The organism is Subtercola endophyticus, from assembly GCF_021044565.1.
Classification (GTDB): domain Bacteria; phylum Actinomycetota; class Actinomycetes; order Actinomycetales; family Microbacteriaceae; genus Subtercola; species Subtercola endophyticus.
Genome location: NZ_CP087997.1, coordinates 1,891,031 through 1,904,765, shown reverse-complemented (window position 1 = coordinate 1,904,765; position 13,735 = coordinate 1,891,031). Strand labels below are relative to the sequence as shown.

The 13,735-nt window shown below is 64.6% G+C and carries 11 protein-coding genes; 10 read left to right on the top strand and 1 reads right to left on the bottom strand.

Features of this window, described 5'->3' with window-relative positions; genetic code table 11:
- The first annotated feature begins 13 nt into the window (after positions 1-13).
- From LQ955_RS08920 to LQ955_RS08875, 10 genes are all read left to right on the top strand, one after another.
- Positions 14-985 (top strand): carbohydrate ABC transporter permease, encoded by a 972-nt coding sequence (locus tag LQ955_RS08920; protein ID WP_231027810.1) that lies wholly within the window; start codon positions 14-16, stop codon positions 983-985.
- Positions 982-1,944: a carbohydrate ABC transporter permease gene (locus LQ955_RS08915; protein ID WP_231027809.1), complete on the top strand. Its 963-nt coding sequence runs from the start codon at positions 982-984 to the stop codon at positions 1,942-1,944. Before LQ955_RS08920 ends, LQ955_RS08915 begins: the two co-directional genes overlap by 4 nt.
- 32 nt (positions 1,945-1,976) lie before the next feature.
- A complete protein-coding gene (locus LQ955_RS08910) occupies positions 1,977-4,109 on the top strand; it encodes a glycoside hydrolase family 36 protein (protein ID WP_231027808.1) in 2,133 nt (710 codons plus the stop codon).
- 2 nt (positions 4,110-4,111) lie between these two features.
- Positions 4,112-4,786, top strand: a complete 675-nt coding sequence (locus LQ955_RS08905; protein ID WP_313788394.1) for a bifunctional 4-hydroxy-2-oxoglutarate aldolase/2-dehydro-3-deoxy-phosphogluconate aldolase — start codon at positions 4,112-4,114, stop codon at positions 4,784-4,786.
- A complete protein-coding gene (locus LQ955_RS08900) occupies positions 4,783-5,754 on the top strand; it encodes a sugar kinase (RefSeq protein WP_231027806.1) in 972 nt (323 codons plus the stop codon). The genes LQ955_RS08905 and LQ955_RS08900 overlap by 4 nt, the downstream gene beginning before the upstream one ends.
- 65 nt (positions 5,755-5,819) lie before the next feature.
- Positions 5,820-7,265, top strand: a complete 1,446-nt coding sequence (locus tag LQ955_RS08895; protein WP_231027805.1) for a hypothetical protein — start codon at positions 5,820-5,822, stop codon at positions 7,263-7,265.
- 78 nt (positions 7,266-7,343) lie between these two features.
- Positions 7,344-8,309, top strand: coding sequence for an acetylxylan esterase (locus LQ955_RS08890; protein ID WP_231027804.1), 966 nt, complete (start codon positions 7,344-7,346; stop codon positions 8,307-8,309).
- 350 nt (positions 8,310-8,659) lie between these two features.
- On the top strand, positions 8,660-10,999 hold the full coding sequence (locus LQ955_RS08885) for a sensor histidine kinase (protein WP_390623478.1): 2,340 nt from the start codon (positions 8,660-8,662) through the stop codon (positions 10,997-10,999).
- A 118-nt stretch (positions 11,000-11,117) separates the two neighbouring features.
- Positions 11,118-12,812 (top strand): helix-turn-helix transcriptional regulator, encoded by a 1,695-nt coding sequence (locus LQ955_RS08880; protein WP_231027802.1) that lies wholly within the window; start codon positions 11,118-11,120, stop codon positions 12,810-12,812.
- Positions 12,813-12,856: 44 nt separating this feature from the next.
- Positions 12,857-13,546 carry a helix-turn-helix domain-containing protein gene (locus LQ955_RS08875; protein WP_231027801.1) on the top strand — a complete coding sequence of 230 codons (690 nt, stop codon included), beginning with the start codon at positions 12,857-12,859 and terminating at the stop codon, positions 13,544-13,546.
- Between the two features lie 51 nt (positions 13,547-13,597).
- Here the strand turns inward: LQ955_RS08875 and LQ955_RS08870 are convergent, their stop codons facing one another.
- A complete protein-coding gene (locus LQ955_RS08870) occupies positions 13,598-13,735 on the bottom strand; it encodes a hypothetical protein (protein ID WP_231027800.1) in 138 nt (45 codons plus the stop codon).

The following is a 13,735-nucleotide window of genomic DNA, read 5'->3' as shown; positions in this document are numbered from 1 at the left end:
AAGGAGAAAGACGATGGCTCTCACGGAGGTCTCGTTCGAGCACCGCGGCGCGACGGATTCTGCGGCGCGCACGCCGCCGGGGGCATCCACGACCCCACCGAAGCGACGTAAGAAGGAGGCCCCTCTGCGTTCGCGCCTGCTGGTATTCGCGTTCTTCGTGCCACTGCTTCTTGCATTCGGACTGTTCTCCTGGTGGCCGATCGTGCAGAGCCTTCTGCTCAGCCTGCAGCAGACCAACTTCATCACCACCGACTGGGTGGGCCTCGAGAACTTCCAGCGCGTGCTCGCCGACCCTCTGCTGCAGACGGCCGTACTCAACACCGTGGCGTTCACGCTGCTGGCGCTGCTCATCGGATTTCCCGTTCCGCTGTTGCTCGCGGTGTTTCTCGGTGAACTGCGGAAGCTGCGTGGTCCGGCCTCCGTGCTCGCCTATGTGCCGGTGATCATCCCGCCCGTGGTCGCGGTGCTGCTCTGGAAGAGCCTGTACCAACCAGGGCCGGGGGGCGTGTTCAACAGCTTCCTGGGCTTGGTGGGAATTGGTCCGTTCGCCTGGCTGAACGACGCCAACCTGGCTCTGCCGGCGATCGTGGTGCAGGCGACCTGGGCGTCGTTCGGCACGGCCACTATCATCTACCTCGCCGCACTGCTTGCCGTGCCACCCGAACTATACGAAGCCGCGGAGATCGACGGTGCCGGTGTGTTGCAACGCGTCTGGCACGTCACCCTCCCGCAGCTGCGTCCGGTCATCCTGGTGCTGCTGCTCCTGCAACTGGTCGGTACAGTGCAGATCTTCACCGAGCCCTACGTCATGACTGGAGGCGGCCCCGAGAACCGCACGATGAGCATCCTGATGCTCATCTACCGCTACGCCTTCGTGAACGGCGACTTCGGTAAGGCGACGTCGCTCAGCCTCATGCTGGCGATCGCGCTCGGCATCCTCTCGGCTTTGTTCCTTTTATCAACCCGTCGTTGGAGCCGCGCATGACCCGCCTCGATGTGCCGCCGGCGATCGCCCCGATCGTGCCGCCTCCGCTCTCTCGTCGCGCCGAGCGGCGCAATGAGCTCGCTTCGTCGCGAAGCATAATCTCTGCAGCTGATCGGCGTTCACCCCGGGTGCGGATCGTCGTGATCGTGTTCGGAGTGCTTGTACTCGGCGGCCTCGTCGTGATCAGCGTCGGACCGTTGTTCTGGCTTTTCAAAGCGGCGACTTCGACCACCACCGAGACCCTGGCGCAGCCGCTCGGCCTCTGGCCTTCGAGTCTTCACTGGGAGAATTTCGCCGAGGCCTTCAATCGCATCCATTTCGGCGGATACCTCCTGAATACCCTGTGGGTCTGCCTCGGCACCTGGTTCTTCAGCCTCATCGTCGCCACGACCGGCGGGTACGCACTCGCGGTACTTCGGCCGAGGTACGCGAAGGTGATCGAGGCGGCGGTTCTGGCCACCTTGTTCGTTCCAGGTGTGATCTCGCTGGTGAGCCTGTATCTCACGATCGTCGACATACCATTGCTCGGCATCAACCTGGTCAACACCTTCTGGGCGGTCTGGCTGCCGGCCTCTGCGAACGCGTTCAACGTGCTGCTCGTGCAACGGTTCTTCGCGGGCATTCCGGGCGAACTCTACGAGGCGGCCGAGCTCGACGGTGCCGGGCCGATCCGGGTGTTCTGGAGCATTGTGCTTCCGCTGTCGAAGCCCATCATCGGGGTTGTCTCGCTGCTGTCGATCGTGGCCGCATACAAAGACTTCCTCTGGCCCCTGCTCGTGCTGCCCGCCGACTCGGTGCGACCGCTCTCGGTCGCCCTGCCCTTGCTGGAATCCGGCACCGATCTCTCTGTCTTCCTCGCAGCACTGTTCGCATCGATCGTCATCCCGGTGTCGGTTTTTCTCATCTTCCAGCGCCAGTTCATCAGCGCCGCCGGTACTTCCGGCGCGCTCAAAGGCTGAATCGTCTCCGACCCCGTCCACGAAAGGACCCCATGCCCTACGTCTCTGCGCTCGAAACGACTCTGCAACTCGTGCTCGAGACACCGGAGGTGACGCTGCTGCTCGCCGCCGACCCCGACCGGCCGGTACGGATTGCGGCGCTCGCTGTGACCGGTGCACCCGTCGGCGCTGCGGCATCCGGAGCCCCCATCGTGGAGGTCTTTCATGCCGCCGACGCCCACGGGCGCACGAATCTGGCCTGGCAGACCTCGGCGGTCGGGGAACGGATGCGCTACGTCGACCACCGGGTCGAGACCGTCGACGGCGGCCAGCGGCTCACCGTCGAACAGCACGACCCGGCCTCTGGGCTCACCGCGATCTGGAGCGCCACGGCCCTGCTGGGTGTTGCGGGCATCCGAGCGGTCACGACAGTACGGCACGACGGAACGACGCCTGTGCGGCTCGAGGCGGTTTCGAGCCTCTCGCTGACACTGTTCGCAGCTACTGAGCGTGCCCGGCTCGAGGTGTACCGTGCCCACAGCGAATGGCTCGCCGAATACCGCTGGCGCAGCGAACCCCTCTCGCCGGGTCTGCTGATGGATGTCGGAATCAACGCCTTTGGACAGGATCCGCGAGGTCGGATGGCTTTGGTCGGTCGAGGCACCTGGTCGACGGGGGAGTTTCTGCCGTCGGGCATTCTCGAGCGCGCTGACGGGCACAGCTTCGCATGGCAAGTCGAGAGCTCGGGCGCATGGGCGTGGGAGCTGACTGAGCGTGAACTCGGCATCGGTCTGACCCTGACAGGTCCGACCGATCACGACTCATCATGGAGTCTCGAGCTGTCGCCGGGCGAGGAATTCGTGTCTGTGCCGGCCTCGATCGTCGTCTCCGACGGTGGCTGGAACGGCGCGCTCCGGGAGCTCACGACGCTGCGCCGCGGCATCCGTCGCCCGCACCCGCAGGATTCGGACTTGCCCGTCGTCTACAACGACTACATGAACACGATCGCCGGCGATCCCACCGAGGAGAAACTGCTGCCCCTCATCGATGCGGCTGCAGAAATCGGTGCAGATGTATTCTGCATCGACGCCGGGTGGTACGACAAGGCGGCCGATCTTCACGACAACCTCGGGGAATGGACGGAGTCGCCCGACCGGTTCCCGACGGGTGGCCTCGCGGCGGTGCTCGATCGCATCCGCGAACGGGGCATGACCGCCGGCTTGTGGCTCGAGCCCGAGGTCGTCGGCGTGCAGACGCGCCTCGCTGCCTCGTTGCCTGAAGACGCGTTCTGGGGCCGCGGCGGGCACCGGTTGAAAGACTGGGGGCGGTACCACCTCGACCTGAGGCACCCTGCCGTGCGCGAGCGCCTCGACGCCACGATAGACGATCTCATCGGCCGACTCGGCATCGGATACACGAAATTCGACTACAACGCCGATCTCGGCAGCGGCACCGATCGCAGCGCGAGTTCGACAGGGCAGGGTGGCCTCGAGAGCCAGCGGGCCCTGCACGAGTGGATATCGGGTATCCTCGACCGGCATCCCGAATTCGTCATCGAGTCGTGCAGTTCGGGCGCCATGCGTGCCGACTACGGGCTGCTCGCGTTGTCGCAACTGCAATCCACCTCCGACCAGCAGGACGCCGTGCGCTACGCGGCGATCGCCTGCGCGAGCCCGAGCGCGATGGTTCCAGAGCAAGCCGCCAATTGGGCCTACCCGCAACCAGACATGAGCGACGAGCAGATTCTCTTCTGCCTCGCGAACGGAATGCTCACCCGACTCTACCTCTCCGGCTGGATCGACCGGATGACGCAGGCTCAACACGCGCTCGTGCGCGACGCCGTCAGCGCGCACAAGTCCATCCGTCACCGTATCGCTCGCTCGCTGCCGCGCTGGCCGCTCGGGCTCCCCGGGTGGACCGACGAATGGCTCGCGCTCGTCTTGGACTCGGACGAAGGCGCGCTGCTCACCGTCTGGCATCGACCAGAGCACGGAACTACGCCCGGAGCGGGTCACGTGATCGACCTGCCGTGGCCGGGCCCCACCGGGCAGATAAAGGCGCTGCATCCGGTCGATCCGCAGGGGTGGGAGACGTCATGGCGCACGGCGCGCGACGGTTCGGTGTCGCTGGTGCTGCGCACCGACGTCGACGGACCGAGCGCCCGCACCTTCTCGATCGAGCGCTGACCGTGTCGACGGTGAGAAGGGTGGAGTTGCCGCCTGGGCTCCTCCGGAGCAAACTCCTCGTGGTGCTCCGGGCTCCGGATCTCGACTCGTGCCTGCCTGTGATCGACGTCTTGGTCGACGAAGGCATCGGTGCAATCGAGCTGACCATGACGACGCCGGGCGTGCTCGAGCGGGCGCCGGAGATAGTGGCCGCATACGGCGATCGAATCAGGATCGGCGTCGGCACGGTGACCCGCGTCGGCGAGGTCGAGGTGCTCGCCGACGCCGGTGTCGGGCTGTTGGTGACACCGGTCTGCCTTCCTGACGTGATCGTGGCGGCGAGAGAACGGGGTGTTGCGATGATCGCCGGCAGTCTGACCCCGACGGAAATCTGGACTGCCTGGTCGAACGGGGCGGCTGCGGTGAAGGTCTTCCCGGCTGGTGCGGTGGGGCCGCGGTACGTGGCCGACATCCATGGACCCTTTCCCGGGTTGCCGCTCGTGCCCTCCGGCGGAGTCGGTCTCGACGACATCGCCGCCTGGCTGAGCGCCGGCGCCGTGGCGGTCAGCATCGGCGGGCCGCTGCTCGGAGACGCACTCCACGGGGGTAGCCTCGCCGGGCTCCGGACGCGCGCCCAACGCGCGGTCGCCGCCTCCGCTCAGGGCGTCGACTTCGCAGCGCAACGGGGCATCCGATGAACCCGTCGTTCGCGTTGCAGCGCGGTGGTGTGATCACCGTCGGCGAGACCATGGGGCTGGTCACCTCCGACGCGGCCTCGGGTACGGCACTCGCTCATGACCCCCTCGCACGCATCGGATTCGGTGGGGCGGAAAGCAACGTGGCGATCGGTCTCAGTCGTCTCGGCGTGCCGACTACCTGGGTGAGCAGACTGGGCGATGATCTCTTCGGAGAGCTGATCCGCCGCGAACTCCGCGCCGAGGGCGTGACGGTACTGGCGAAGACAGACGCCGACCGCCCGACCGGCATGATGGTCAAGCAGCGCCGCCGTGCTGACGACGTGCGGGTGACGTATTACCGTTCTGCGAGCGCCGCGTCGCGACTCGCTGCCGCTGACCTGCCGCTAGAGCATGTCGGGAGCTATGGTGCACTCCACGTGACCGGCATCACTCTGGCTCTCGGAGAGTCACCGCGAGACGCGATCGAGAGCGGCATGCTGGCCGCGCGCGCCGCAGGAACCCCGGTCTCCTTCGACCTCAACTTCCGGTCGCGTCTCTGGACGGCCGAAGACGCTGGAAAGGTGTTCGCCCGGCTCGTGCCGCTCGCCGACATCCTCTTCGCCGGTGTGGATGAGGCTCGACTGCTCTTCCCAGACCTCCATGACTCGGTCGCTCTGGCCCGGGCACTCCAGGCCCTCGGCCCCGCCACCGTGCTGGTCAAGCTCGGTGAGAAAGGTGCAGTGGCGGCGATCGGAAAACAGATCGTGGCGATCGACGCGGTTACGGTGAAGGTCGTCGACACGGTCGGCGCCGGCGATTCGTTCGCTGCCGGCTTCCTCGCCGCGACGCTTCGAGGGGAAGCGCCCGTCGAGGCTCTCACCGTCGCGGCGAGGGTGGCGGCGATGACGTGCGCCTCGCCGGGCGACTGGGAGGGCGCCCCGACGGCCGAGGATCTTCGGGTTCGACCTAGTGAACCCGTCGATCGATGAGTCTCCGCGAACCAGCCGCAGCAACCCCGTGTGTGCCCCCCACTCAACTCGATGAGGAGAGAACGATGATGAAACAACGAACATCCCGCCGCCGGCGCTCGCGCTCGACGGTGAGGATCGCGGCGGTTGCCGCACTGGTGCTCGCCACGTCGGTGCTGTCCGCGGCGTTCGCGCCGGCATCCGCTCAGGCCGACCCACACGCGCCCACCCCCATTCTGCTCAACGATTTCGAGGCGAGCACGGGGTGGGAACTCTACCCGACCGGAGGCGCCAGCGCGTCGTTTGCGATCGACGGCTCTGCCGCCGTCAGCGGCAGCTCTGCAGGGCGTCTCGACCTGACTGTTCCGAGCGGAACCGTCGAGCTGTCGAGTAACGTCACCCACACCAATGCTGCGGCCGTACAGTTCTCAGTGCTTTCTGAAAATATCGACACCGTCGCCGTTCGCCTCGTTGACTCCACCGGGCAACTGCATCAGCAGCAGGTCGCACTCGACCCTGAAGCGACGGGCTGGCAGACCATCACCATCGCCGATTTCACCTCTGGCCCCGGCTACGTGCACTGGGATGGCGCGAACGACGGTGTCTGGCACGGGCCGCTCACGCGCATTGGATTCGTCGTAGACAAGTGGGGCACGCTCACGGGCAGCACCACCGGATCACTGAAGATCGATGCGCTCACCGCATACCGACCCGCGGTGACCAGCGGGAGCATCCTGTTCGTCGGCAATAGTTTCACGCACGGCAATGAGGAGCCGGTGTTCTCGTACAACAACGCGGCCGTCAGCGACCGCAACGGCGGCGGTGCTGGCGGAATCCCGGGCATCTTCAAGAAGATGACAGACCAGGCCGGTTTGTCGTTCGACGTCGACATCGAGGCCGCGAGCGGTCAGACCCTGGGCTGGCACTACTCGACGCGCCCGACGGTGATCGGGGAGCCGTGGACGGCGGTGGTGCTGCAGGAGCAGAGCACGCTGCCGCTTCCCACCGCGCACGGCGGCAACCCGACATCGTTCGCGACGTCGGTCGGTAACCTCAGGAGCCTGGTGCAGAGCGGTAACGCGGATGCCGAGATCTACCTCTACGAGACCTGGGCATCGCCGACTTCGGTGACCGAGCAGAGCTACCCGGCGGGGGTCGCCGGGCTGCAAGCGATGCAGGCCGACCTTCGAACCGCGTATCTCGCCAATTCAGGCGCGGGTGGCGCAGCGAGCGTATCGCCGGTGGGTGACGCCTTCCTCCGCGCTGTCGACGACGGGGTCGCCGACGGGCTCCCTTCCGACGGAATCACCGCCGGCATGGTGAACCTCTGGAGCACGGCCGATCTCCGCCACCCCAGCCGATGGGGCGGCTACCTCTCGGCGGCGGTGATGTTCGCGCGCATCACCCAGCTCGACCCGCGCACTCTGCCCACAGGCACGGGCAGCGCCGCGGCCGACCTGGAGATCAGCGCACCGATAGCGGCCGAGCTGAACCGCATCGCCTATGAGACAACGACCGACTTCACCGGATGAGCCTGGCCGACCCGCAGGCGCGCCAGATCCTCCACACCACGAACGCCGCCCATAGCGCCTGACTCTGAACGGACCAGTATGCATTTTGATCTCCCCGAAGCCGACCTCGCCGACTACCGCAGCACACAGCACAATCCCGACGACTTCGATGCGTTCTGGGCCGACACCCTCGCCACGTCGCGCCAATACGACGTGAGTGTGAGGTTCGCCCAGGTAGAATCACCAGTGCGCCAGGTCGACGTCTACGACGTGACGTTCCGTGGCTTCGAGAACCAGGAGGTGCGCGCCTGGCTCCGTACCCCGCACGGTGCGCTCCACGGACTGCCGACCCTCGTGGAGTTCGTCGGCTACGGCGGCGGTCGCGGGCACGCCGAGGACTCCTTGTTCTGGGCATCGTGCGGTTTTGCACACCTCACCATGGACAGCCGCGGCCAAGGCGCGGCCGGGCGTGCCGGAGACACCGGTGACGATGCGTGGACCGGGCCGCATGTTCCAGGGATGATGACCGTGGGCATCCAGGATTCACACACCTACTACTACCGGCGACTGATCACGGATGCGGTACGAGCGATCGACACAGCGGAGCAACTCGTGCACCCCTCCACCCTCGTCTCGTACGGGATCAGCCAGGGCGGAGGGGTCGCCCTCGCGGCCGCGGCGCTCAATGAAAAGGTCACCGCCCTTGTCGCCAATGTTCCCTTTCTCTGCGACTTCCCTCGCGCGATCACGATCACCGACAGCGACCCCTACGCGGAGATCCGGCGCTTTCTCGCGGTGCATCCCAATCTCGAGCAGCAGGTGCACGAGACGTTGAGTTACTTCGACGGCGTGAATTTCGCCCGGAGGGCCACCGCGCCCGCCCTGTTCTCAACCGCCCTGATGGATACTGTGTGCCCGCCCTCCACAGTCTTCGGCGCCTTCAACGCGTACTCAGGTGCCAAGCAGATACATGTCAGACGCTTCAACGGGCACGATCATGCCTGCGACGATGACGTGCGCATCGCGCGCTGGCTTATGGAGTCTTTTCCGAATTCTGAGCAGTAGCGGGCCGTGTCATCGATCCCGCCGCCGAGTCAGACGAGGCTGAACTCGGGGTTTTGCGTCTCGACGTAGATGTCGAGGTACTGCTCGACGCGGCATGTACTGGATCGGCCAAAGGTTGGCAGGTCTAGTGGAACGGGTTAGACCGAGTCGGGTGGCTGCGTTTTCTGCCGCTCCGCTTCGAAGACGAACTGAGTCGCTGCAGGGTATTCCGGTTGACCTGGTCAGCTCGGCCGCCCGTCCTGTCGAATCGGTGGAGCGGCATTCGAGTTTGAGGGGGCCGCTGTTGCCCGGCGCGCCACCTGGGCTACTGTTCCCGTAGGGGAGATTCGAAAAGTGCGATCTTGGTGACCATGACGCGGGCGGACGGCCCCATCGAAAGCTGGTCACGAGCTGCTCGGCGCACCGCGACAGTGTGGTTGCTCGGCGGGGCGACGGAAAGTCTGTCCCCGGTCGGCTGGGCAGACCAGAGCCTGAAGCGAGCTCTGCTGGTCGCCCTGCTACCGCTCTCGTTCGCGTGGAGCGTGGTTCTGATCCTGGTGGGATTCTCCGTCTCTGAAAACGGATGGGAACTCGTCGTCGCCCTGGCTCATATCGTCGTTCTGGTCATGATCCCGATGGCGCTTGCCCAAAGAATTCCGCCGGCTGTTCCCTTGCTCAGCCAGCTGATTCTTGTCGCGCTGGGGTGGGCGGTCATCGGCCAGGAGAGTGGGCCGATGTCATTGGCTACGGCGTGGGCCTCCGACTTCGCACTCATTGCGGCCGCATTGCTGCTCGGTCGCGTGGGAGCTGTCGCGTGCGTTGCGGCGGCGATCGTGATGCCCACGGTCATCCACCTCGCCCACCCCGGTTGGTCGCTGCCGTTCTTGATCGCCGCGGGGGTGACGCCCGCCGTCATCCTTCTCGTCTCCCGTCTCGCCCTCGGTCCGCTTCATGCGTTCGCGGCGAGGATCGACGCTGAGGGGATCGTCGCCGAGGAGGTGCGCCGTTCTGCGGCATCCGCGCTGGCGGCGCAACGAGACACCGCCGAGCGAGCTCGCACTCTGCACGACACGGCGATCAATACTCTCGGCGCAATTGCCGGAGGCGGCGATGTCATGCACGATCTCGACGCGGTTCGTCATCGGTGCGAACACGACGTCGAGGCGCTCGAGACCGTCATCATGGGCGACCGATCAGATCAGGTCGCCCAGTGGCGCCTGCCTGTCTCAGCTCGAGGCTATTCGCTGACGGTGATCCGAAGTGGGGTGTCAGACGAAGAGCTCGAACTTTTGGCCCCGCGAGTTCCGGTCGCCGTTCGCCAAGCGATCTACACAGCCTGCGGGGAGCTGCTGCAGAACGCCGCACGACACTCGGGTGCCGACGCGGCATCCATTTCGGCCAGAATCGAACGATCTGAACTTGTGGTCACTGTGCACGACGATGGATGCGGATTCGACAGCCGACGATTGCCCCGCCCTGGCCATGGCCTGGCCGAGTCGGTCATCGGTCGTCTCTCCGACGTCGACGTCGACGTTGTGATCGACTCGCGGCTGATGCATGGTTCGACCATCACCATCCGTTGCGCCTTGAACCCTTCGCCGTCAGATGTCACGACCGGAGACGGGAGCGGCTTCGAGGCCGCGGTCGCCAGCATCCAACGACGGGCGAGCTTGTCGTGGTCGTTCGGGCTGATTGCCGTAGGAGCCCTGCTGAAGATCGCCGACAATCCATTTCATGTGACCGCTACCTATGCGATGCTCGCGGTGGGGCTGGTGTTGAGCATTCTGGTCTGGAGGCTCAGCTCGACGAGTCGACCGAACGTCGTTCTTCTCGCACTCACGTTCGTTTCGACTCCGATCGCTTACCTCCTCGGTTTCGCTGGGGTCGATTTCGGTCAGTCGAATCTGGCGCTCTGGCAAGCCTTGGGTCCAACGATTCCACTCGTGCTGTTGCAGGCATTCGAGCGCAGGATCGCGCCTCTCTTGGCCGCGCTCGGCCTTCTCGCCCTCACCGTCTTGGCTACCACCGTCGTCGTCTCGGTAAACGGCACGGGTGTGCCTGCGAGCGTCGCGCTGATCGGCGGCAGCGTTCCTCTCGTTGCAGTATTCGGCTGGTTCGTGTTCTATCAAGGACTCACGGTGATCGGTCGTCGTGCCGAGGCCGATGAGGCCGCCTCCGAGCGTGTTCGGCTGGAGACCGCGATTCGCGAGGCGATCGAAGTTTCCCGCAGTCGTTGGCGGGCTTCCGGGCTGCAGGGGACTCTGCAGATCCTCCATAAGATCGCCGACGGTTCGGTCAGCCCAGAAAGTCCGGCTGTTCAGCATGTGTGCCGTCGGGAGGAGACGTATCTGCGACAGCTGATTCAAATCAGCCCGCGTGCGGCGCGGCTCGGCGCGTGGTTCGCCAGAATACTGAAAGAGGCATACGAATACGATGTCTCGGTTGAAATTCGGAGTGGAGACACCGATGTCGACGAGGAGTCGGCGGCCGGCCTCGGTACCCTCCTGTTGGAGATGGTGCGAACGTCGTCACCCGGGTCATCCTACGTTCTCGGACTCTTCGAGTCCGAGAATCGACAGATGATCACTATCGTCGGCCCCGCAGAGCAACTCGAACACCAACCCGCTCCGCATGTCACTGCTGAGTGGCAACAGACCCGCCAGACGTTCGGTGCCGAGTGTCTCATCGAGCTGAGTCGCGCCAGCGTCTAGTTTTTCTCTTCGCTGTTCAGCAAGCGCCAGTGCGTGATCCTCGGGCGAACCGCGCGGTAGGCCGCGCTGAATTTGTCCCCTGTTCAGACGACGCGCAGATGTGGCCTTCGCTGCAACCATGATCTTCGTCAGCAAGGGATTCTTCTTTGACGGGGCGAAGAGTTGCCGACTGGCGCTCCCCAGCGAGCGTGACCCTTGGCCGACGAAACGTCGCCGCGACAGCACGAAGGTGCGCCGTTACCATGACGCCGTGAAGGAGAGGGCGATGAACAAGCGCCAGCCTCTCGCGAGCCGAGAAAACGCCTCGCAACCTTCTGAGGATGCGACCCTAGCGTGGGATCCGGTGCTCATGGCAGATCTGCTCGAATTGCACCTGCGCTACTTGTTCGCCGACCATTTCGAACTCACCAAACGCGCAATTCGGATGCTGCCCGAGAACATTCTCGCCGAACGCCCGACCCTGTCGGCGGCACGCGGATTCGGGCTTGGAACTCCGAGGCCCACGCGGACACCGAACCCCTCGGCGCGCACCAGAACCAGTAGCGCACAGCCGGACGCGGTTTCGGACTCCACACGAGATGCCCTGCACTTCGACCGGATGATCAAGGCTCGACTTGCCAATGACTTCGAGCATGCCGCCGATATCGCGCGCACCCTTCGAGGCAAGATCTCGAAATCACCGCACTACGGACTCAGGCCCGACCGGGACATGGTTGCCTACTGCTTTCTTCAGATCGGGCTTACCGCGCTCGTCGCCGGGGATACTCGTCAGGCAATCGTCGATCTCACCGAAGCGCTGTACGGCTATTCCGTTCGAGGTCCGGGGTTCACTCAGCGAGATGCCGCCGCAACCCTTGCCTGCGTTCATGCCGCCGCCGGTCGGCTGATCGTCGCGAAAGAATTGCTCGAACTGACCGCAGAATTTCCCCTCCCGGTCGGGCCGCCCGCTGACCACATTCGATCTGCTGAGGCTACGGCGCGAGCTCTCATTGCCGTCGAAGAGCTCGATGCTTTAGCGAATGAGGCACTCGCTGCCCTGCCCTCGGTGGACTCCGATGACGAGCTGTGGCCGCTTCAGGTTCTCGCGAGAACACGGTACTGGGTTTCTCGGAACGCACCTGCCAACGCGCTGACAGACATCGATTCTGCCCGCTCCACCCACCTAGCACCGCGTGGATCGCTGGCCTCGGCGGTTCTGCTCTCCGGAGCGGCAGACGCGCTCATAACATCAGGTGAGCCGTACGCCGCGCGAACGCTCCTCGCCAGATGGCAGGCCGGCGAGAATGAGTACATCGACCTTGCTCGAGTGCGTTGTGCCGTGCACCTCGACGCAGCAGAGTCAGCGAATCATCAGGCCCGTGCCCTCAGCATTCGTTGCGGGGCCAGCCCGAACATCCGCTGCGAGGCGCTCCTCATAGCTGCCTGGACGCATGCGCTTGCTACCGATGAGTGCGACTCGAAGCGAGGATCGCACGCTCTCCAGCTTGCCAACCGCGAAGGCATCAGACGCGCGTTCACTGCGATTCCACAGGACATTCGTGAGCAGATGTTCAGAGCGGTCGACCTGGAGTTTCTTGCTGAAATCGTCACGATACCGGCAGTCGATCGCGCACGAAAGCATCATGCACTCAGTAATAAGGAACTCGCCGTTCTGAATCATCTACGAGATCGTGAATCGTATGCTGCAATCGCTGCTGCGCTTCATCTCTCGGAGAACACTGTCAAGGTGCACGTTCGCAATCTCTACAAGAAGCTCGGCACGCACTCACGCGCAGACACTCTCGTGGCCGCAACTCGTCTCGGCATAGCCTAGGTCACGAGCATTCATTCGGAAATATGACGGGCGGGAACTGGTAGATGTTCGAACCGCTTGATCAGCCGTGGCGGATCGCCGTCGTCGAAGATCACTTACTGCAGCTGAAACGCACCGAAGAGCTGCTCAACAGCCGCGCCGACCTCGTTGTTGTACACAGCAGCGAGACGCTGCCGCAGTTCGTTTCCTGGCTCGACTCGGCAGAGCGCAATAGTCGGCCGCATTTGTTACTGCTGGATCTCATGGCCGAACGCCAGCCGAGCGTCGATCCGAGCACGGTGAGGGCTCTTGTCAGAGGCGGGCTGAAAGTCGTCGTGCTTTCGGCTCTGGCATCGCCAGCCCTCGTTCGAGACGTCATCCGCTCCGGCGTCGGAGGCATTCTCGGCAAACGAGACAAGGAGGAGGACATCGTTGCTGCGGTATACGAGGTATTGAAGGGTGGCGAGTGGATCACCTCTGAATTGGCGAGCGTCATCGTCAGCGACCCCGCCCGCCCGCAGCTCAGTGTTCAGGAGGAGCGCGCGTTGGTGCTTTACTCCTCTGGTCTCACCCTCGAGTCCGTGGCTGTCTCCATGGGTGTGAAGCCGGTCACCGCTAAGCAGTACATCGACAGGGTCAAGGCGAAATATACGGCTGCAGGAAGACCTGTGCACACCAAGCTCGATCTCAACAGAGTCGCGACAGCCGACGGGTACGTCGATCCGGCCGCAGACACAACCCGAACAGAGCCCTGACCCTCACGTGCGGTGTGGCGATCGACGTTCGCCCCGTTGACCGGGGTTCGTCTACGGTGTCAGTGTCAGCGCCGCGACGACCAGCACGCCTGTTGCGGCCGCCAACAGCGTCAGCCCCACGCCCACTGCGATCTGTTGCGCGGTCGCGGGCCCGTTCTGTTTTTCGTCGTAGCGATCAAGATCAGACAT